The organism is Lentzea sp. NBRC 102530 (genome assembly GCF_030269365.1).
Lineage (GTDB): Bacteria > Actinomycetota > Actinomycetes > Mycobacteriales > Pseudonocardiaceae > Lentzea.
The window spans coordinates 26,197-46,120 of record NZ_BSTF01000027.1; the positions used below are offsets into that span (position 1 = coordinate 26,197).

Genomic DNA, 19,924 nt, shown 5'->3' on the forward strand with positions numbered 1-19,924 from the left:
TGAAGTTAAGGTGCGTCATGACTTCGATGTGGGGTGCACCGGTCTGGACGCGCTGGCGCAGGTCGCGCCGAGATCCGATGCAGGCGCGCTTCCTCACGATGGCTTCCCTGCGCTGGGTCCTGCGCCACCGCGCCTACACCCCGTGGTACCTGGTGCGCTACTGGCGGCTGCTCAAGTTCCGCCTGCTCAACCCCCACGTCGTGCTGCGCGGCATGGTGTTCTTCGGCAAGCGCGTCGAGGTCATGGCCCGGCCAGGGTTCGGCCGCCTCGAGATCGGCCGCTGGGTCCACATCGGCGACGGCAACGCCATCCGGTGCCACGAGGGGTCGTTGCGCATCGGCGACAAGGTGGTGTTCGGCAAGGACAACACCGTCAACTGCTACCTCGACATCGAGATCGGCGCCTCGTCGCTCGTCGCGGACTGGGTGTACATCTGCGACTTCGACCACAAGGTCGAGGACATCACCCTGCCGATCAAGGACCAGGGCATCGTCAAGACGCCGGTGCGCATCGGGCCCGACTGCTGGCTCGGGGCCAAGGTGACGGTGCTGCGCGGCACCCGCGTCGGGCGCGGGTGCGTGCTCGGGGCGCACGCGATCGTGCGCGGGGACATCCCGGACTTCAAGATCGCGGTCGGCATGCCGGCGCGGGTGGTGCGGGACCGGCGGGCCGACTACGAGGCGGACGCGCAGCGGCGGGCGGACATCGCGGACATGGCCCGCAAGGCCAAGGAGGCGCTGGCCAAGCGGGCCGAGGACGCGTCGGCCTAGCGCGCCATCTGTCGTGAGGTGAGCGGCGCGAGCTGCGGGCGCTTGGGCACGAAACCGTCACCCGGCTGGCGCCCGATCAGCTTGTTGCGGGTGCGGGTGTAGGCGACCGGCAGCACCTGGTCGCGCAGCCACCGCCAGTGGTCCAGCACCGAGGCGGCCGCGGCCGTGCCCTCCAGGGGCGTCAGCCAGGCCGGGTCGAACGGGATGCCGAGCGTCGCCAGCACGTGTCCCGCCAACCGCCTGTGCCCCAACGAGGACAGGTGCAGCCGGTCCGGGCCGAAGTAGCGCGAGTCGTGCACGCACTCGTCGTCCTCGACGTCGATCAGGATCGCGCCGTAACGCGAAGCTGCGGCCCGCACGGCCGTGTTCAGGGCATCGATGCGTGGCCGCATGCGCCAGCCGAACGGCATGCGGTGCGAGATGTCGCTCAACGTGAAGACAGCGACGGTGGGCGCGAACGACGTCACGGCGCGCACCATCGCGTCTGCGCGCGCGGCGATCTGTTCCAGGGTGGCGTTGGACATGACGTCGTTGCCGCCGCCGAACAGCACCACCAGGTCGGGTTCCAACGCGCGCGCGGACGGGACCTGCTCCACCAGCATCTGGTCCAGGCGTCGGCCGCGCACGCCGAGGTTGGCGTAGCGGAAGCCCGGCGCGTCCAGGGCGGACGCGACGCGGTCGGCCCAGCCCCGGTAGCGACCGTCGGGCAGCAGGTCGTCCAGGCCCTCGGTGCAGCTGTCCCCGAGCGCCACGAAGCGTTGGTAAGTCATTCAGTCCTCGGTCACCTGTCGTTAACGGGACCGGGACTGTAGCGGACTCAGGTGAACAGATTGCCCGTCGCGATCTTGGGGCGGCCGAGCACCCGTGGTTCGCGCACAACCGCTGAGGCGTAGACGGATGCGGTGTCGGACGCGATCGTGGCCCAGTTGAAGTCGGTCGCCAGCCGTGCCTTCGCCGCACGCGCACGAGACGCCGCGGACGTGGGATCGGACAGCACGTCCCGCACGGCGCGGGCGAGTCCGTCCACGTCGCCGGGGGCGAAGGACAGTCCGGTGACGCCGTCCAGCACCACCTCGCCGAGGCCGCCGGCGGTCGAGGCGACCAGAGGCGTTCCCGCCGCCGCGGCCTCCAGCGCCACGATGCCGAACGGTTCGTAGCGCGACGGCAGCACCACGGCGTTGGCGGCGGTGAGCAACGCCGCCAAAGTCCTGTCGGAGAGATGGCCGACGAACTCCACCGCCCGCAGCACGCGGTGCTTGCGCGCCTGGTCCCGCAGCCACTCCGTCTGCGACCCGCCCCCGGCCACGACCACGCGCGTGCCGCGGTGGAAGCGGCGGATGCGGGGGAGCGCGGCGATCAGGTCCTGGATGCCCTTCTCCCACTCGATGCGGCCGAAGAAGAGGAGCAGCGGATCACCGTGCGGCGAGTACGTGCGGCGGGCCGCGCCGACGTCCTTCGCCCGCACCTTCCAGCCGCCCGGTTCGATGCCGTTGTGCAGCACGGAAACGTCGGCGGTGTCCACTTCGAACAGATGCCCGACCTCGCCGCGCATCGCCGACGAGCACGTGATCAGCGAGTCGGCGCGGTTCGCGAGCCACCACTCGACGGAGTGCACCTGCTGGTTCAGCGGGTGCGACAGCCAGCCGGAGTGCCGGCCGGCCTCGGTAGCGTGGATCGTCGCCACCAGCGGCACGCCGAACGCCTCCGCCAGCGCCACGGCCGGGTGCGCGACGAGCCAGTCGTGCGCGTGCACGACGTCCGGGCGCCACGAACCCAGCGCGAGGCCGGCGCGCGTCATCGCGTGGCCCATCGCGAGCGTCCAGGCCAGCAGGTCCTTCTCGAACACGAAGTGCGCGGGGTCCTCGGCGACGCGGATCAGCCGCACGCCCTCGCTCACCAGGTCGGACGTCGGGTGCGTGATCGCGTCGGTGCCGGACGGCTGCCGGCACAGCACGACGACCTCGTGCCCCTGCGCGGCCAGTTGTGTCGCGAGCGCGTGGACGTGCCTGCCCAGCCCGCCGACGACCACCGGCGGGTACTCCCACGACAACATCAGCACGCGCATCCCGTTACCCCATTCCTCGCACGTCCAGATGCCCGAAGGGGCCGTCCGCCGCGCGGAGCTCCGTTGCCCTGCCCAGTCCGCGACCGCTCCGCGCCAACGCCGCGAGCTCGCTGAAGCGATCGCTGTGAATCTTCGCGCGGTACCGGGCGTAGTCGGCGGCCGAGTCCTTCGTGACCATGAAGGCCCAGTCGCTCGACAACGCCAGCAGCGCCTCGCGCACCGCCTGGTCCAGCACCGGGTTCCTCGCCTCGGACGAGAAGTCCAGTCCCAGCAACTCCTTCTGCACGGACTCGTTCAACGACACGATGTCCGACACCTGCGCGCCGTCCCACACGCGCCAGTCCTTGCCGCTGCCCCACGACGACGCCGGCAGCTCGACCGGCGCGCCCACGTGCCCCGCCTCGACGGCGCCGCGCAACGTCGTCACGCGCACCCCCGCCTCCGGCAACGCCCGCAGCACGGCCTCGAGCCACAACGGACCCTCGTGCCACCAATGCCCGTACAGCTCGGTGTCGTAGGCCGCCACGACGAGTCCGCCGTCGATCGCCCGGAGCCGCCGCACGACCGTGTCCACGAAATCCGCGACGTGCCGGTCGAGGGCTTCCTTCGCCAGCAACGGGTCGTACGGCCGTTTGTCCTCCGGCGCCACGTTCTTGCCCGTCACCCGCGACGGCTTGAGACCCGTCGGGTGATCATAAGTGTGAAAATCCCGGTAGGCCGCGTCACCCGGATAGCCGACCTTCGGCGACCAGACCCGGTACGAGACCTCGAGATCGCGCCCGAACGCCAGCACGTCCGACGATCCGACGGGGTGCGCCGCCGAGGTGTCGCCGTGCAGCGCGGGGCCGTCGACCATGAACCTGCGGACGCCCGCCGCCGCGTACCCCGCCTCCATGCCGGGGGAGTAGCCGCACTCCGGCGCCCAGATCCCCTCCGGAGCGCGGCCGATGCGCAACGCGGTGTCGTCGAGTCCGGTCCTGAGCGCGAACGCCCTGACCTCGGGGTCGAGCAACGGCTGGAACGGGTGCGTGGCGGGCCCGCCGAGCAGCTCGATCGTGCCGGAGTCCACAAGGGACCGCAGCGCCGGCGAGAACCCGTGCCGCCACTGGGTTTCGAACCTGTGCAGCGCCCACTGCGATGCCCGGTGCTCGTAGGCCGACAGCTCCTTCAGCCGTTCGCCGGCGAAGTGCGAGCGCAGGTGCCAGTTGCCGAGCCAGTCGTGCATGCCTCGTAAGCAGTACGGGTCGTCGAGCTGTGCGGCCAGCACAGGCGTGACGCCGAGCGTCAGGACGTCCTCGCGGCCCTCGTCGGCGAAGCGCCGCAGCATGTCGACGACGGGCAGGTACGAGTGCGCCCACGCCTGGTAGAGCCACTCCTCGCCGACCGGCCACGCGCCGTGGTGCGCGAGCCAGGGCAGGTGGCTGTGCAGGACCAGGCAGAACGTGCCCTCGGTTGCCTTCGTGGTCACGCGCGCACCGCCACGGCCACGAGGTCGAGGCAGGCGTCCATGTCGTCGGGCGTGATGTCGAAGTCCTCCACCGTCACCGACTCCACAGCCTCCTTGAGCTCGGCCGGCCACGGCGCACCGGACAGGGCGACTTCGACCTGTGCGTCGATGATCTGTCCGTTCAGGAGCGTGTCAAGCCTCGGTCCGTGACGCAGGCCCGTCAGTTCGTCAACGCGGAAACCAGCACCGCGCAGCATCTCGTCCAGTTCGGACGGTGCGAGTTCCCTGGTGTGGAAGGGGTTCAGCGGCGTGTCCTGACCGGGCGAGAACGTGAGGCGGTTCGGCGTCGTCACGATGAGCCTGCCGCCGGGCTTGAGCACCCTGCGGCACTCGGCGAGGAACCCTTCCTGGTCCCACAGGTGCTCGATGACCTGCAGGTTCGCCACGACGTCGACGCTGCCGTCCTGCAGCGGCAGGGTCGCCAGGTTGCCGCGGAGCACGTTCAGCTGCGGGTAGGCGCGGGCCACGTGCTGCGACGTCAGTTCGTCGTAGTCGAGGGCGATCACCCGGCGCGCGACCGTTCTGATCAGCTGCGCGCCGTAGCCCTCGCCGCAGCCCGCCTCCAGCACGACGGCGTCCGCGCAGTGGCCGATCAGGTGCAGATACGCGGCTTCGTGCCGCCGGAACCAGTAGTTCTCTTCCGCGATACCGGGCACCGTGCGTTCGCCGGTCAGGGGGAGGGTCACGCCCGCCAGGTTACTTGTCAGTAGACCTCATGCGAACTACCTGGTGCGCGATCGCCGTGGCAACGCCCGCCGCTGCGAGAACTGTCGTCGTCGTGGTGTCCATGTACTTGGACAGGCTGGGTGCCTCACTCGGTCCGGTGAGCCACATCGTCAACGGGGTCGCATACGCCAGCGTGAGCGCCCCCGACCACCACCTGAGGGCGTTCGACCGGCTGCTGCGCAGGCTCGCGACGAGCACGACGGCGATCGGGATGCCGGACAGCAGGCCGAATTTGCCGATCACCATGACGGGTGCCAGCCAGGCCGCGACCAGCGTCGACGTCTTCGGGTAGGCCGCCTTGCGGGCGACGTTCGCCGTGTTGCCAGAGGTGCTCGCGTTCATGAGAGGCTCCTTCTTTCGTTAGTGGCAGTTGCAACTGTTAGAGGCTCTAACAACTGTGACATGCAGAAGCTAGGCTGTCACAGGCGTGAGTGTCAATAACGAATGTGAGAGGGTCTAACTATGGCGACAGAGTCTCCGGCCGGTACCGCGGCCAACCCTCGTGAGCGTTACCGCGTGCAGGTGCGCGAGGAGGTCAAGCGGCACGCGTGGGAGCAGATCGCGGCCAACGGCGTGACGGCGTTGTCGTTGAACGCGATCGCCAAGGAGATGGGCATGAGCGGGCCCGCGCTGTACCGGTACTTCGCCGGTCGCGACGAGCTGATCACCGAGCTCGTCCGCGACGCGTACCGCAGCCTGGCCGACACCGTCCGCGCGGCGCACGGGTTGGGCGTCACGGTCGTGGGGCTCGCCTCGGTCATCCGGGGGTGGGCGATCGCCGATCCGCAGCGGTACCTGCTCATCTACGGCACGCCCGTGCCCGGCTACCACGCGCCCGACGACATCACCGCGATCTCGAACGAGATCCTGGCGGTGCTGCTGGAGGTGTGCGGTGGCGGGCCGCAGGACCCGGAAACCCCGTTCGAGGCCTTCCTGCAGATGAAGAACGGGTGGGCGGGCGCGCTGCCGGCGCCGTCTCCGGCGGTGCACCGCGCGCTGTCGTTCTGGACGCGCACGCAGGGCGTGCTCTCGCTGGAGCTCGCCGGCCACTTCACGCCGATGGGGATCGACGTCGAACTGTTGCTCGCGGAGGAGGTCGCGGACCTCTAGAACGGCGAGACCGTGACGGCCAGCGCGCCCGGTCCGACGTTCGCCCCGATCGCCGCGCTCACCTGGGTGAGCACGACGTCGCGGGCGTGCGGGATGCGCTTCTGCAGCATCTGCAGCAGTTCGTGGCCCTCCTTCTCGGCCGCGAAGTGCTCGACGGCGAGGTCGACGTCGCGCCCGTAGGCGAGCGCCACCGCCTTGTCGACGAGCTTGCCCAGCGCCCGGTCGCGGCCGACGACCTTGTCGAACGGCTCCACCTCGCCGTTCACGACCGTGAGCAGCGGCTTGACCGACAGCGCGTCGCCGAAGAGCTTCGCCGCCGCGCTGACCCGTCCCGCCTGGCGCAGGTAGTGCAGGGTGTCCACGTAGATGAGGACGCTGGCGTTGCGGCCGCGCTGCTCGGCGACGCTGCGCGCGTTCTGCACGTTGCCGCCGCTCTGCACGATCCGCGCCGCCGCGAGCGCCGCGAAGCCCAGCGTCATGCCCGACGAGTGCGAGTCCACGATGAACACCGGCACGCGCGACTTGGCCGCGGCCGCCTTCGCCGCGTCCGTCGCGGGGGAGAGCTTCGGCGTCACGTGCACCGACACGATCGTCTCCGCGCCCTTCGCCCACGCGTCCTGGTAGGCCCAGAAGAACGCGTCTGGGGCGGGCGGCTGCGTCGTGATCGGGATCTGCGCCTCCATCGCCTGCAGCAGCCGGTCGGTCGGCACGTAGGCCTCGTCGATCAGCTCCGACCCGATCTTGAGTTGCATCGGGACCGTGATGATGTCGAAGCGGTCCGCCAGGCGGGCGGGGAGCGACGCGGTCGAGTCGGTGACGACGGCTACTCGTGAGGACACGAACGAGAAGGTTAACGAAGGGTGATCGAAGTAGCCACGACCGATGGAAGGCAATTCGTGTGATCTCGACCTTCGCGGTCGCTTTCCGTGTACGGCGAACGCACGGAGTGAACACGCCGGAAAGGCCTGTTACTTGACACAATCGGGTGACTGGGTGGTCATCGGTGATGATCTAGGGAACGCTTGTTTGCGCAGGAAATACCCGTTATTCCACGTGTTACATCATGCTCGTCCGTCCACTTTCGACGCTGGTTGGGGTCACCGGCCGTGGGTAAGCTCGCACAATCTTCAGCCCGGTTGAGTGAGTAGGTGACCATGGGTGCAAAAGAGCAGGAACTAGTTCCGCTGCACGCCGGTTTCGACGTTGTCTACCGAGGTTTTCATCGACGTCAGGTCATCGAGCACATCGAGAATCTCGAGGAGCAGCTGCGCTTCACGAGCCTCGACAGGGCCGAGGCGCTGGCGCAGGCGGCGGATTTGCGCAAGCTCCTGGAAATGACGCGCCAGGACCTCGAAGAGGCGCGCGCCAGGATCGAACGCCTGGAGACCACCTCGGGTTCGCACGCGAGCGCCACCGAACGGATGCACCGCATGCTCCGCCTCGCCGAGGACGAGACGGCGGAGATGCACCTGCAGGCCGAACGCGAGTGCGCGGATCTCCGCGAGCGCACCGACGCCGAACTGACCGAACTGCGCGCCAACGCGAAGAACGAGGCCGCGGCCATGCGCGCCGAGGCCGAGTCCGAGCTCTACGCCGTGCGCCAGGACTGCGCCACCCGCGCCGCCGCGATGGAACGCCGCGAGCTCGAGATGGAACGCCGCAACAGCGACCTGGAAGCCCAGCACCGCCAGCGCGCCGACGAGGTCGAACGCGAGTGCGCCGAGGCCGTCGAACAGGCCCAGGCCGACGCGGACCGCCTGCTGCGCGAAACGGCCCTGCAGTGCAACGCCCTCGAGGCCGACTCCGAACGCAAGCGCGACAAGGCCCAGCAGTTCTTCGAACTCACCATGACCCGCCGCCGCAACGAGGTCGCCCAGCACCTGCAGGAGCAGGAGGCCCTGGCCCGCGCCAGGTCCGAGTTCGTGGTGAAGATGGCGTCCCGCGAAGCCACCCGCCGCCTGGCCGAGGTCGCCGACCGCACCGAGGAACTGCACGAGCTCAAGCGAGTCGTGCACTCCCAGCTCACCGCGGCCCGCGCCGCACTGTCCGCGGCCGCCGAACGCGTAGCGCCCGTGCACATCCCGGAACAGGTGGCCGCGTCATGAAGCGTTGGGTTCCGCTCGTAGTAGGCGCTCTGATGGTGCCGGCCTCCGTGACGGCCTTCGGCTTCTCCGTCTACGGCGAAGAACTGGAGACGGCGCTGTCGTCGTCACCCGCCGCTCCCGCCGTCCTCGCGGGCCCGGTGCCCGTGGCGGACTTCGTGGCCCCGCTGCGCATGGAGCCTCCGGCGCCGGTCCAGCTGTCCGCCGCGGTGGCGCAGGAGGCGGTGCGCAGCCTGTTCACCTCGCACGCCGTCAAGGGCATCACCTTCGCGCCGGGCACCGCGTCGTTGGTGGGCCGCGGCGAGGACGTGCGTCGCAGCCTCGCCAGCCTGCTGCGCAACTCGTCCGGCTCGGTGACGCTGGTGGCACACGCGTGGAACGGCGAGACGGCTTCGCACCGCTGCGACGTCCTCGCGATGGAACGGGCCGGGCTGCTGCGGCAGTACCTGGCGGAACAAGGTGTGGACAAGTCCTTCACGACACGGGTGATCGTCGACCCGGTGTGGGGACCGCCCTCGGACTTCGGGCCGCAGATCGACGTCCTCGTCAGCTAGGAGCCTTCGCAATGGCAGGGGCAGTCGGGATCGTCTTCGGGCTGTGCGTGCTGTCCTTCACGTTGGGGGCGGCCCTGATGTACGTCTTGGTGCGGCGTCGGGAGGACGCCTCGGACAAGGCCGGGTCTCCGGCTTCGCCCGAGGTGCCGGTGGATGCGCGGACCTGGGTGGAGAAGCCGGTGGTGGAGCCGGTGGAGGCGGAGTACGACTCCCGGCCCATTCATCGGAATCCGGTGGTGGGGTTGCCTCAGTTGGAACCGGCGTTGGCCGTGTTCGCCGAGCCTGTGGTGGAGACTGCCGAGCCGGCAGCCGAGCCCGAGCCCGAGCCCGAGGTTGTTGAGGAGCTTGAGGTCGAGGCTGAGGTTGAGGCCGAGGAAGAGCCGGAAGTTGTTGTCGAGACTGCGCTGCCGCCGCCTGCCAAGCCTCAGGCTGTTGAGCAGACGACCTGGGTTGAGCGGGAAGATTTTCGGCAGCGGTATTTGAGGACGTTCGACGAGGTTCGGCGGAAGGCTGGGAGCAACTGACCCCTGCTGGGGTCGGGATGTGTGGGCTGGTTGCGGTTCCAGCGGGTTTGGTCGCGTTTTGTTGGTCGGGCTGCGGTTGCGAGGGTGCTCGCGCGGGTCGGTTCGGCCATGTGGGGTGCGATTGGGGCTTGACCTCGAGCCTCCGGCGGGGCGCATTCGCGGCCTCAAAGCCGGGGGAGAAGCGCCCCGGCCGGACCGAACAGGTTGGCACCCCGCCCCCTCAAGGTAAAGCCCCCATCGCCAAGGCAGGGGGAACCGGCTCGGTGATGGGCAGCAGCCCGTTCGGGCTCGCTCCGCTTCGCCACGCCAGGACTCGTGGATGGTGGGCTTGCGATGGCGACCGCGGCTGACACCGCCGGTTCGCGGCCCTGCTTGCCGGCGATGTCGGAAAGTCGGTGGTTCCTGTCCGATTCTCGCCGGACTTCCCGGCCTGCCTGCTGATATCAATCGATCATGACTTCCGCCACGGATCGAACTGAGCTGTTCCACGCGCTGCACAAGCCCGGGCCGTTGGCTCTCGCCAACGCCTGGGACGTTGCTTCTGCCCTCGTCGTCGAGGCGGCTGGTGCCAAGGCCGTTGCCACCACCAGTGCTGGTGTCGCCTGGAGTCTTGGGGCGCCTGACGGGGACGCGTTGCAGCGGGAGCGGGTCGTCGATCTCGTTGCCAGGATCGTGGACGCGGTGCGGGTGCCGGTCAGCGCCGACATCGAGACCGGTTTCGGGGGCACGGCGGACGAGGTGGGCGAGACCGTGCGGGCCGTCAGCGCTGCGGGGGCGTCCGGGGTCAACATCGAGGACGGACTCGGTGCCGGGCAACGGGATGTGGCCGAGCAGGCCGAGCGGTACGCGGCTGCGCGGGAGGCGGCGCCGGGGATCTACCTCAACGCTCGCATCGACACGTTCCTGAGGCAGGTCGGCGATCCTGGGGATCGGCTTGCCCGCACGGTCGAGAGGGCTGAGAGGTATCTGGAGGCCGGGGCGAGCGGCATCTTCGTGCCCGGGGTGGCGGACGTCGAGACGATTGCCGTGCTGGCCAAGGAGATCGGGGCGCCGCTCAACGTGTTGGTGGGGCCTGGCTCGCCCGCCGTCGACGTGCTGGCGAAGGCGGGCGTGGCGCGGGTCAGCCTCGGGTCTGCGGTGGCCGAGGCTGCGTACGCCGTTGCCAGGCGGGCAGCGGAGGAGATGCTGACCAAGGGGACTTACGGCAGCGTTGAGGACGCCATCGACTACGGCGAGCTCAACGCGTTGTTCAGGCGTTAGTGCTTCTTGCCGCGGAACTTGCGCAGCAGCTGTTCGGCCTGCGCGCGCTTGCGCGGGTCCTGCGCCATCTGCCGTGCCTTCGCTTGCAGTCGGTGGCCCTGCGGGCTGCGCAGGAACCTGGTGATCTTGTCCATGAAGCCGGCCATCGGTCCTCCAGGTGTCCGTTACGTCCATTTCAACGGACGAAACCGCTCCTGGAGTTCCCGAGGGTCACACGGGCGAAACTGTGATGCCCAGTGCACCGGGGCCCACGTGGGCTCCGATGGCCGAGCTGACCTGGGTCAGCATGAACTGGCGGACGTTGGGAACCTTGCGGCGCAACGTGCGGAGCAGGCGGGAGGCCTTCTCCTCGGCGTCGAAGTGCTCGACTGCCACGTCGACGGTGTCGGTGCCCGCGCGCTTGATCGCGATGTCGATCATGCGGTTGAGTGCGCGGTCGGCGCCGATCACCTTGTCCAGCGGGGTGATCTGGCCGTCGGCCATGGTCAGCAGCGGCTTCATGGAGAGCATGCCGCCGACCATCGCGGCCGCCGCGCCGATCTTGCCGCCCCGGCGCAGGTACTCCAGGGTGTCCACGTAGATCAGTTCGGTGGACCTGTCGAAACGGCGCTGTGCGGTCGCGAGCACCTTCTCCACGCTCCCGCCCGCTTCGGCCACCTTCGCGGCGGCTTGGACGGCGTAGCCGATGCTCATCCCGCAGGTGTGCGTGTCGATCACGTGCACGGGCACGCGCACCTTGGCGGCGGCCTCGCGGGCCGCCTCCACCGTCGCGGACTGGCGGCTCGACACGTGCACGGACACGATCGAGCGAACGCCTTGCGCCGCAAGCTCGTTGTACGTCCAGAAGAACGCGTTCGGGTCTGGTGGGATCGTCGCGACGGGCACGTTCGAGCGCATGGCCGAGACCAGCTCGGGGACCGGGATGCGGGACTCGTCGTCGGTGTGGTCGCCGATCCGCACCTGGATCTGCACCACTTCGATGCCGAGTCGATCAGTCAGCTGCGCCGGGAGACAAGCCGTGGAGTCTGTCACGATCGCTACTCGCCGGTACATGTCAGCGCAGCCTAGTCCCTCGAATGGGTTAAGTCTCAGTTGGTGGCGTTAACGGGTGATAACTGTCACGCTAGCGGGGTGCTTGCTCCTGTTTGCAGCGGAGCTACTGGCGGGTAACATCCGGGTGATGGCAGGGTCGTGAACACCCGGCGGCGCAGTTCTAAAGTCCTCTGCGTAAGCGTCGCCGCCCGTCCGCAGGAGGTCGAAGAGGACCTATGAACATTGTTGTCCTGGTCAAGCAGGTGCCTGACACCTGGTCCGAGCGCAAGCTCACCGACGCCGACCACACCCTTGACCGCGAGTCCGCGGATGCCGTGCTCGACGAGATCAACGAGCGCGCCGTCGAAGAGGCCCTGCAGCTGCAGGAAGCCCACGGCGGCGAGGTCACCGTGATCGCGATGGGTCCCGACCGCGCCACCGACGCCATTCGCAAGGCGCTGTCGATGGGTGCGGACAAGGCGATCCACGTGAGCGACGAAGCGCTGCACGGCTCGGACGTCCTGGCGACGGCGAAGGTCCTCGCGAAGGCGATCGGCACGGTCGAGAACGTCGACCTGGTCATCGCGGGCAACGAGGCGACCGACGGCCGCGCGGGCGCTGTTCCGGCCATCCTCGCCGAGCTGCTCGGCCTGCCGCAGGTCACCCAGCTGCGCAAGGTCACCGTCGAGGGCACGACGATCAAGGGCGAGCGCGAGACCGACGAGGGCGTCGCGTTCCTCGAGGCCTCGCTGCCGGCCGTCGTCTCCGTGACGGAGAAGATCAACGAGCCGCGGTACCCGTCCTTCAAGGGCATCATGGCCGCCAAGAAGAAGCCCGTCTCCACGGTCACCGTGGCGGACCTGGGCATCGACGCCTCCGAGGTCGGCCTGTCCGGCGCGTACACCCAGGTGCAGGAGGCTTCCCCGAAGCCGCCGCGCAGCGCGGGTCAGCGCGTCGAGGACGGTGGCGACGGCGGTGCCAAGATCGCCGAGTTCCTCGTCGGCCAGAAGCTCATCTGAGGGAGGGGAAGACATGTCTGAGGTACTGGTTCTCGTCGACCACGTCGACGGCGAGGTCAAGAAGGTCAGCTACGAGCTGCTGACGGCCGCGCGCCGCCTGGGCACGCCGTCCGCTGTCGTCGTGGGCGCTGCCGGCACCGCGGCGAAGATCCGCGAGTCGCTCGGCAAGTACGGCGCCGCGAAGGTCTACGCCGTCGAGTCCGACGACGCCGCCAACTTCCTGGTGACGCCGAAGGTCGACGCGCTCGCCGCCCTCGCTCCGAACGCCTCCGCGGTGCTCGTCTCCGCGACGATCGAGGGCAAGGAGGTCGCCGGCCGGCTCGCCGTCCGCATCGACTCCGGCTGGCTCGTCGACGTCGTGGACGTCGAGGCCGACGGCACGGGCGTGCAGTCCATCTTCGGTGGCGCGTTCGTCGTCAAGGCGAAGGTCAGCAAGGGCACCCCGGTCATCACCGTCCGCCCCGGCGGCGTCGAGGCCGAGGAGTCCGCCGCGGACGCCGCGCTGGACGAGTCGGTGTCCATCTCCGTGGACGCCGCCAAGTCCGCGAAGGTCACCTCGCGCGAAGCCGTCGTCGGCGGCGACCGCCCGGAGCTGACCGAGGCCTCGGTCGTCGTCTCCGGTGGCCGCGGCGTCGGCTCGGCGGAGAAGTTCTCGACCGTCGAGGAGCTCGCCGACTCGCTCGGTGCCGCCGTCGGTGCCTCGCGCGCCGCCGTCGACTCCGGCTACTACCCGCACCAGTTCCAGGTGGGCCAGACCGGCAAGACGGTCTCGCCGCAGCTGTACGTGGCGCTGGGCATCTCCGGTGCGATCCAGCACCGCGCGGGCATGCAGACCTCGAAGACGATCGTCGCGGTCAACAAGGACCCCGAGGCCCCGATCTTCGAGATCGCCGACTTCGGCGTGGTGGGCGACCTGTTCAACGTCGCCCCGCAGCTGACCGAAGAGGTCAAGAAGCGCAAGGGCTGAGCCCCGCTCAGTTCGCGGACCGAACGGCCGTCCCACCTCGATGGGGGCGGCCGTTCGCCATTTCACGGGGGAGTTCCACCTGGTCGGGGCGAACCGGCGGCTGACGCTCGAGTCGCCGGCGCCCACTACCCGGGGTTAACCCGACTGCCACTGACCGGTCATCGTTCTGACCTGCTGTCATTCGCCAACCCGGCTTCACCCTGGTTCGCATGACGCAGCCGGAACTGCTTGTCAGCACCCCTGTCCAGCAGGACGGGGACGGCCCCCGCTACTCCCTCCTCGTCGCCCGTGACAGCGACGAGGTCGTCGCCGCGCAGAGACTGCGCTACGAGGTGTTCGCCGGTGAGATGGGGGCGACGCTGCACACCAGCGTGCCCGGCCACGACGTCGACGAGTTCGACGAGCACTGCGACCACCTCGTGGTCCGCGACGACCGCACCGGCGAGATCGTCGGCGGCTACCGGATGCTGCCGCCCGAGCGCGCCAGGGACGCCGGTCGGCTCTACAGCGACGGCGAGTTCGACCTCGCCAATCTGGACGGCATCCGGAGCTCGACGGTCGAGACCGGTCGCTCGTGCGTGCACCCCGACCACCGCAACGGTGCCGTCGTCAGCCTCGTGTGGGCGGGCATCGCGCGCTACATGTTGCTGAGCGGCCACAAGTGGCTCGTCGGGTGTGCCTCGATCCCGTTGCAGGACGGGGGCAGCTTCGCCGCCGGTGTGTGGGACGCGGTGCACGCCAAGCACTACGCGCCCGAGGAGTTCCGCGTCACGCCGCACACCCCGTGGGACGTCGACGCGATCGCGCGGCCGGACAAGACCGTGCTGCCGCCGCTGCTCAAGGGCTACCTGCGGCTCGGCGCCAAGATCTGCGGACGGCCCGCGCTCGACGCGGACTTCGGTGTCGCCGACCTGTTCATCCTGCTCGGCATGGACCACGTGGACCAGCGCTACCTGAAGTTCTTCCTGGGGGAGACGTCGTGAGCCACGCCTGGATGCCCGCGTCGCCGTGTGGTGACGGGTGCGTCGTCCACGCGCCGGACGAGGTCGGGAAGCTCCGGCAGACCTGGCGCGCGGTCACGGCGGTGACCGCGATCCTGTGCGGCGCGTGGATCGCGCTCGCGTTGCTGCTGCCCGGCAGGCAGCGCGAGAACGTGGTGCGGCTGTGGTTCCACGCCGTGCTGCGGGCGTTCGGGGTGCGGCTCGAGGTGCACGGCGCGCGGAGGTTCCAGGAGGTGCCCAAGCGCGGTGTGCTGGTCGCGAGCAACCACGTGTCGTGGCTCGACGAGCTCGCCATCGACTCGGTGCAGCCCATCAGGATCGTGGCCAAGAAGGACATCAAGAGCTGGCCCGTGCTCGGCCCGATCATCACCGCGGCCGGGACGGTCTACCTCGACCGCGAGAAGCTGCGTGAACTGCCGCAGACCGTCAACGAGCTCGCGGACACCCTCCGCAACGGCAGCGCGGTCGGCATCCACGCCGAGGGAACGACGTGGTGCGGGCTCGCGTCCGGTCACTACAAGCCGGCGTTGTTCCAGGCCGCGCTCGACGCCGGGGTGCCGGTGCGCCCGATCGTGCTGCGCTACCGGATCGGTGAGCACCTCACGACGCAGCCCGCGTTCATCGGCAGCGACACCCTGGTCGACTCGATCCGGCGCGTGCTGAAGGCCCGCGATCTGGTCGTCGAGGTCCACGTGCTGGACGAGATCGCTCCCGGCCGCGCCGCCACGCGACGCGAACTGGCGAAACTTGCCGAAGAGCAATCAATCCGCTTGACCTCGACCGAACTGGAGATTGCACCATCTACAGGTGACACTCACCGAGCCCGCGCCATCACGTCTCTGGTCGCCTGAACGCCGCTGGCCCACGACGGGCATCCTGCTGCTGGTCACCCTGCTCGCCTTCGAGGCGATGGGGGTCGGCACGGCGATGCCCACGATGGTCCGCGAACTGCGGGGCGAGGCGCTGTACGCGTGGCCGTTCCTCGCGAACCTCGCGGCGAGCGTCATGGCGACGGTCTTCTCCGGGCGGCTCTCCGACCGGCGCGGGCCCAAGCCGTCGGTCCTGATCGGTGTGGTGCTGTTCCTCGCCGGGCTCGTGGTCGCGGGCATGGCACAGACGATGACGGTGCTGCTCGCGGGCCGCGTGCTGCAGGGGTTCGGCGCCGGGTTCCTGATCGTCGCGATCTACGTCGTGATCGCGGCCGCCTACCCCGAGGACACCCGTCCGGCCGTGTTCGGCGCGCTGTCCGCGGCGTGGGTCGTGCCGTCGCTGGTCGGGCCCGCCGTCGCCGGGTGGGCGACCGAACACTTCACGTGGCGGCTCGTGTTCCTCGCCATCGTGCCGTTGGTGCTCATCGGCAGTGTGTTGCTCGTACCGGTGCTGAAGGCGCTGCCACCACACGCCGAGACGCCGCCGACGCGCAAGTACCTGCCCCTCGCGGCCGTGGCGGTCGGTCTGGGCGTGGCGGGGTTGAGCTGGTCGTTGCAGCACCGCACGTGGTGGATGCTCGCGCTGGCGTTGCTGCTGCTGGCACCCGCGCTGCGCGTCCTGCTGCCCAAGGGCACGTTGCTCGCCCGGCGCGGGCTGCCCGTCACGATCCTCGCGCGCGGCCTGCTCGCGGGCACGTTCTTCGCCGTCGAGGGCTTCATCCCGCTGACGCTGACCGTCGTGCACGGCTACTCGCCGCTGGAGGCGGGCATCCCGCTCACGCTGAGCGCGCTGGGCTGGGCGGGCGCGTCGATGTGGGCGTCGCGGCACCCCGAGATCGAGCGCCACACGCTCGTCCGCACCGGGTTCCTGTTCACCGCGACCGGCATCGCGGCCGTGACGCTCATCGCACCCACCTGGGGGCCCGCGATCCTCACACCGGCGCTGTGGGCCGTCGCGGGCGCGGGCATGGGCATGGCGACGTCGAGCGTCGGCGTGCTGATGATGGCGGCATCGCCCGAGGCCGACCGGGGTTTCAACTCCGCGGCGCTGCAGATCTCGGACATGCTCTTCTCGGCGACCATGATCGGACTCGGCGGTGTGCTCGTCGTGGCGACGGCACCGACCGCGGGCGTGGTGGTGCTCAACCTGGCCATGGCGGCGTTGGCGGTGGTGGGAGCGATTCTGACCGGGCCCCGCATGCGGGCTACCCTTGAGCCCTGATGGCTTATCTCGACCACGCGGCCACGACCCCCATGCACCCCGAGGCGGTCGCGGCCATGACCGAGGCGTTGTCCACCACGGGCAACGCCTCGTCGCTGCACACCTCCGGCAGGCGGGCCCGCAGGGCGGTCGAGGAGGCCCGCGAGAACATCGCCGACGCCCTGGGGGCCCGGCCGTCCGAGGTGCTCTTCACCGGCGGCGGCACGGAGAGCGACAACCTCGCGGTCAAGGGGATCTACTGGGCGAGCGGCCGTCGCCGCGTGCTGGCCTCCGCCGTCGAGCACCACGCCGTGCTGGACGCCGTCGAGTGGCTGGAGCAGCAGGGCGCCGAGGTCACCTGGCTGCCCACCGACCGGTTCGGACGGGTGTCCGCGGCATCGGTCGCGGACGCGCTGGACGACGACGTCGCGCTCGTCACCACGATGTGGGCGAACAACGAGGTCGGCACCATCAACCCCGTGCACGACATCGCGGCCGTGTGCGCCGAGCGCGGTGTGCCGTTCCACACGGACGCGGTGCAGGCCGTGGGCGCGGTGCCGGTGTCGTTCGCCGAGTCCGGTGCTTCGGCGCTGACGATGACGGGCCACAAGGTCGGCGGCCCCTACGGCGTGGGCGTGCTGCTGCTGGCCCGCGACGTGAAGGCCACGCCGTTGATGCACGGCGGCGGCCAGGAACGCGACGTGCGCTCCGGCACGTTGGACGTGCCGTCGATCGTGGGCCTGGCCAGGGCGGTGCGGATCTCCGTGGAGGAACAGGCCGCCCGCGCGGTGGAGATCGCCGCGTTGCGCGACGAGCTGATCACGTCGGTGCGGGCGGTCGTGCCGGACGTGGTCGTGAACGGCGACCCGTCCGACCGGTTGCCCGGCAACGCGCACCTGACGTTCCCCGGCTGCGAGGGCGACAGCCTGCTGATGCTGCTGGACGCCCGCGGCGTCGAGTGCTCGACGGGCTCCGCCTGCACGGCCGGAGTCGCGCAACCGTCGCACGTGCTCCTGGCGATGGGCGTCGAACCGTCGCTGGCGCGCGGCTCGCTGCGGTTCTCGCTCGGGCACACCTCGACGCGGGCGGACGTCGACAAGCTGGTGTCGGTCATCGGACCGGTGGTGGAGAGGGCTCGCACGGCGGGCCTGGCAGGGATGAGGCGTTCCCGGAAGGTGGTCAAGCAGTGAAGGTCCTCGCGGCGATGAGCGGTGGTGTCGATTCCGCGGTGGCGGCGGCGCGCGCCGTCGAAGCGGGGCACGACGTCACCGGCGTCCACCTCGCTCTGTCGGCCAAGCCCGGGACGTTGAGGACTGGTGCCCGCGGCTGTTGCACCATCGAGGACGCGCACGACGCCCGTCGCGCCGCGGACCTGATGGGCATCCCCTTCTACGTCTGGGACTTCGCCGAGCGCTTCACCGAAGAGGTCGTCGAGGACTTCGTCGCCGAGTACGCCGCCGGCCGCACCCCGAACCCCTGCCTGCGCTGCAACGAGCGCATCAAGTTCGAGGCGTTGCTGGACAAGGCGATCGCGCTGGGCTTCGACGCCGTCTGCACCGGCCACTACGCGCGCCTCGAGATGGTCGGCGGCCGCCCGGAGCTCCGTCGTTCCGCCGACCTCGGCAAGGACCAGTCCTACGTCCTCGCGTCGCTGACGGCCGAGCAGCTCTCGCACGCGATGTTCCCGCTGGGGGACACGACGAAGGACGACGTGCGCGTCGAGGCGGCGGCGCGCGGCCTGTCCGTCGCGAAGAAGCCCGACAGCCACGACATCTGCTTCATCCCGGACGGCGACACGCAGAAGTTCCTGGCGGGCCGCATGGACACCAAGCCGGGCCTGCTGGTCGACGACGCGACCGGCGCCGTGCTGGGCCGCCACGCGGGCGTGCACGAGTTCACCGTCGGCCAGCGCAAGGGCCTCGGCATCGACGGGCCCGCGCCCGACGGCCGGCCGCGCTACGTGCTGGCGCTGGAGCCGGTGTCCGGCACCGTGCGCGTCGGCTCGGTCGAAAAGCTCGCGGTGACCGGGATTTCGGCTTCCGCGCCGGTCACGCACGTGGAGCTGGACGGGCCGGTCGAGTGCGTGGCCCAGGTGCGGGCGCACGGTGGCACGGCTCCGGCCGTGGCCGAACTCGTCGACGGTGTGCTGCAGGTGCGGTTGCGCGAGCCGCTGAAGGGCGTTGCCCCCGGTCAGGCCGTGGCGATCTACCGCGAGGACTCGGCGGGCGACGTCGTGCTGGCCAGCGCGACGATCGACGCGACGAGCGTGTGACGTTCACCGACGCGGACAGCGCGGCCCTGTACGACCGGCTGAATCCTTGGAACGGGCCGGACGCCGCGTTCTACGACCGCTTGGTCGACGACGCGGGCGCGGTGCTCGACGTCGGGTGCGGCACCGGCCAGCTGCTGAGGTCGGCGCGTGGACGTGGCCACACCGGCCGCCTGGTGGGCCTTGATCCGGACGCGCCGTCGCTGGACCGCGCACGCCTCGAAGGCACCGTGGAGTGGGTGCGCGCCAGGGCGGACGAGGCGCGCTGGGAGGCCGAGTTCGACCTGGCCGTCATGTCCAGCAACGCTTTCCAGTGCCTCGTGACGGACGACGACCTGCGCGCGTCGCTGGCCGCGGTCCGGCGTGCGTTGAAGCCGGGCGGCCGGTTCGCCTTCGACACCCGGTATCCGGGTGCGCGCGAGTGGGAGCGGTGGCCGGAGGCGGAGATCGCGGTGGACGACCTCGTGGTGAGCTACGACGTCGAGTCGGTCGCGGACGGGGTGGTCACGTTCACCGAGTCGACCTCGCGGGACGGCGCCGTGCTGCGGGTGGACCGGGCCTCGTTGCGGTTCCTCGAAGTCGGCGAGCTGAACGACCTCCTGCGGCAGGCGGGGTTCTCGGTGCAGCACCAGTTCGGGGACTGGCACGGAGGTCCGGTCACGCTGCGGTCCGGGTCCGTCGTCACCGTGGCGCTAAATCGCTTGTAGGGCACCGGAAGCGGATCTAGCGTTCGCGGTGTGACGTTCATTGACACGGAGTTCGACCTCGCCGCGCGGGCTCGCACCGCGTTTCGGTGCTTCGTCAGCCCTGCCGAGCGGCGGAAGCTGAACGGTCAGGCCCGGCGCGACGAGCTGCCGGTGTGGGTGGTGTCGCCGTTGCGCAGGCTCG

General features: G+C 70.0%; 22 protein-coding genes. 14 read left to right on the top strand and 8 right to left on the bottom strand.

Going from position 1 to position 19,924, the window contains the following annotated elements:
* Positions 1 to 17 precede the first annotated feature (17 nt).
* Positions 18 to 770, top strand: coding sequence for an acyltransferase (locus QSK25_RS41955; RefSeq protein WP_285646923.1), 753 nt, complete (start codon positions 18 to 20; stop codon positions 768 to 770).
* On the opposite strand, the gene QSK25_RS41960 is transcribed toward QSK25_RS41955, so the two are convergent.
* Genes QSK25_RS41960 through QSK25_RS41980 form a run of 5 tightly spaced genes read right to left on the bottom strand, consistent with a single transcriptional unit; the run spans position 767 to position 5,410 of the window.
* Positions 767 to 1,540, bottom strand: coding sequence for an SGNH/GDSL hydrolase family protein (locus QSK25_RS41960; RefSeq protein WP_285646925.1), 774 nt, complete (start codon positions 1,538 to 1,540; stop codon positions 767 to 769). The genes QSK25_RS41955 and QSK25_RS41960 overlap by 4 nt on opposite strands.
* 47 nt (positions 1,541 to 1,587) lie before the next feature.
* Positions 1,588 to 2,835 carry a glycosyltransferase family 4 protein gene (locus QSK25_RS41965; protein ID WP_285646927.1) on the bottom strand — a complete coding sequence of 416 codons (1,248 nt, stop codon included), beginning with the start codon at positions 2,833 to 2,835 and terminating at the stop codon, positions 1,588 to 1,590.
* A gap of 4 nt (positions 2,836 to 2,839) precedes the next feature.
* Positions 2,840 to 4,303 (bottom strand): 1,4-alpha-glucan branching protein domain-containing protein, encoded by a 1,464-nt coding sequence (locus tag QSK25_RS41970; RefSeq protein ID WP_285646929.1) that lies wholly within the window; start codon positions 4,301 to 4,303, stop codon positions 2,840 to 2,842.
* The gene (locus QSK25_RS41975) at positions 4,300 to 5,028 is read right to left on the bottom strand and encodes a class I SAM-dependent methyltransferase (protein ID WP_285646931.1); all 729 of its coding nucleotides are present in this window, start codon (positions 5,026 to 5,028) and stop codon (positions 4,300 to 4,302) included. Before QSK25_RS41975 ends, QSK25_RS41970 begins: the two co-directional genes overlap by 4 nt.
* Positions 5,029 to 5,038: 10 nt before the next feature.
* On the bottom strand, positions 5,039 to 5,410 hold the full coding sequence (locus QSK25_RS41980; protein ID WP_285646932.1) for a hypothetical protein: 372 nt from the start codon (positions 5,408 to 5,410) through the stop codon (positions 5,039 to 5,041).
* A 120-nt stretch (positions 5,411 to 5,530) separates the two neighbouring features.
* Here QSK25_RS41980 and QSK25_RS41985 point away from each other — a divergent pair, with 120 nt between their 5' ends.
* Positions 5,531 to 6,178 (top strand): TetR/AcrR family transcriptional regulator, encoded by a 648-nt coding sequence (locus QSK25_RS41985; protein WP_285646934.1) that lies wholly within the window; start codon positions 5,531 to 5,533, stop codon positions 6,176 to 6,178.
* Here the strand turns inward: QSK25_RS41985 and QSK25_RS41990 are convergent.
* On the bottom strand, positions 6,175 to 7,017 hold the full coding sequence (locus QSK25_RS41990; RefSeq protein WP_285646936.1) for a DegV family protein: 843 nt from the start codon (positions 7,015 to 7,017) through the stop codon (positions 6,175 to 6,177). The two genes, QSK25_RS41985 and QSK25_RS41990, sit on opposite strands and share 4 nt — an antisense overlap.
* A gap of 315 nt (positions 7,018 to 7,332) precedes the next feature.
* Here QSK25_RS41990 and QSK25_RS41995 point away from each other — a divergent pair, with 315 nt between their 5' ends.
* The 4 genes from QSK25_RS41995 to QSK25_RS42010 all read left to right on the top strand — a co-directional run bounded on the left by QSK25_RS41995 (position 7,333) and on the right by QSK25_RS42010 (position 10,618).
* Positions 7,333 to 8,283: a coiled-coil domain-containing protein gene (locus tag QSK25_RS41995; RefSeq protein ID WP_285646937.1), complete on the top strand. Its 951-nt coding sequence runs from the start codon at positions 7,333 to 7,335 to the stop codon at positions 8,281 to 8,283.
* Positions 8,280 to 8,834 (top strand): hypothetical protein, encoded by a 555-nt coding sequence (locus QSK25_RS42000; protein ID WP_285646939.1) that lies wholly within the window; start codon positions 8,280 to 8,282, stop codon positions 8,832 to 8,834. Before QSK25_RS41995 ends, QSK25_RS42000 begins: the two co-directional genes overlap by 4 nt.
* Before the next feature lie 11 nt (positions 8,835 to 8,845).
* A complete protein-coding gene (locus QSK25_RS42005) occupies positions 8,846 to 9,358 on the top strand; it encodes a hypothetical protein (RefSeq protein ID WP_285646941.1) in 513 nt (170 codons plus the stop codon).
* A 453-nt stretch (positions 9,359 to 9,811) separates the two neighbouring features.
* Complete coding sequence (locus QSK25_RS42010; RefSeq protein ID WP_285646942.1) at positions 9,812 to 10,618, top strand: isocitrate lyase/PEP mutase family protein; 807 nt, start codon at positions 9,812 to 9,814, stop codon at positions 10,616 to 10,618.
* On the opposite strand, the gene QSK25_RS42015 is transcribed toward QSK25_RS42010, so the two are convergent.
* Positions 10,615 to 10,764 (bottom strand): hypothetical protein, encoded by a 150-nt coding sequence (locus QSK25_RS42015; protein ID WP_285646944.1) that lies wholly within the window; start codon positions 10,762 to 10,764, stop codon positions 10,615 to 10,617. The two genes, QSK25_RS42010 and QSK25_RS42015, sit on opposite strands and share 4 nt — an antisense overlap.
* 64 nt (positions 10,765 to 10,828) lie before the next feature.
* Positions 10,829 to 11,671 (bottom strand): DegV family protein, encoded by an 843-nt coding sequence (locus tag QSK25_RS42020; protein ID WP_285646945.1) that lies wholly within the window; start codon positions 11,669 to 11,671, stop codon positions 10,829 to 10,831.
* 215 nt (positions 11,672 to 11,886) lie between these two features.
* On the opposite strand from QSK25_RS42020, the gene QSK25_RS42025 reads away from it, so the two are divergent.
* From QSK25_RS42025 to QSK25_RS42060, 8 genes are all read left to right on the top strand, one after another.
* Positions 11,887 to 12,669: an electron transfer flavoprotein subunit beta/FixA family protein gene (locus tag QSK25_RS42025; RefSeq protein WP_285646947.1), complete on the top strand. Its 783-nt coding sequence runs from the start codon at positions 11,887 to 11,889 to the stop codon at positions 12,667 to 12,669.
* Positions 12,670 to 12,682: 13 nt separating this feature from the next.
* A complete protein-coding gene (locus QSK25_RS42030) occupies positions 12,683 to 13,636 on the top strand; it encodes an electron transfer flavoprotein subunit alpha/FixB family protein (protein ID WP_285646949.1) in 954 nt (317 codons plus the stop codon).
* A gap of 209 nt (positions 13,637 to 13,845) precedes the next feature.
* The gene (locus QSK25_RS42035) at positions 13,846 to 14,619 is read left to right on the top strand and encodes a GNAT family N-acetyltransferase (RefSeq protein ID WP_285646951.1); all 774 of its coding nucleotides are present in this window, start codon (positions 13,846 to 13,848) and stop codon (positions 14,617 to 14,619) included.
* The gene (locus QSK25_RS42040) at positions 14,616 to 15,488 is read left to right on the top strand and encodes a lysophospholipid acyltransferase family protein (RefSeq protein WP_285646952.1); all 873 of its coding nucleotides are present in this window, start codon (positions 14,616 to 14,618) and stop codon (positions 15,486 to 15,488) included. The genes QSK25_RS42035 and QSK25_RS42040 overlap by 4 nt, the downstream gene beginning before the upstream one ends.
* The gene (locus QSK25_RS42045; RefSeq protein WP_285646954.1) at positions 15,445 to 16,788 is read left to right on the top strand and encodes an MFS transporter; all 1,344 of its coding nucleotides are present in this window, start codon (positions 15,445 to 15,447) and stop codon (positions 16,786 to 16,788) included. The genes QSK25_RS42040 and QSK25_RS42045 overlap by 44 nt, the downstream gene beginning before the upstream one ends.
* Positions 16,788 to 17,957: a cysteine desulfurase family protein gene (locus tag QSK25_RS42050; protein WP_285646955.1), complete on the top strand. Its 1,170-nt coding sequence runs from the start codon at positions 16,788 to 16,790 to the stop codon at positions 17,955 to 17,957. The genes QSK25_RS42045 and QSK25_RS42050 overlap by 1 nt, the downstream gene beginning before the upstream one ends.
* Complete coding sequence (mnmA, locus tag QSK25_RS42055; protein ID WP_285646957.1) at positions 17,954 to 19,039, top strand: tRNA 2-thiouridine(34) synthase MnmA; 1,086 nt, start codon at positions 17,954 to 17,956, stop codon at positions 19,037 to 19,039. The genes QSK25_RS42050 and mnmA overlap by 4 nt, the downstream gene beginning before the upstream one ends.
* On the top strand, positions 19,036 to 19,743 hold the full coding sequence (locus QSK25_RS42060; protein WP_285646959.1) for a class I SAM-dependent methyltransferase: 708 nt from the start codon (positions 19,036 to 19,038) through the stop codon (positions 19,741 to 19,743). Before mnmA ends, QSK25_RS42060 begins: the two co-directional genes overlap by 4 nt.
* Positions 19,744 to 19,924 lie beyond the last annotated feature (181 nt).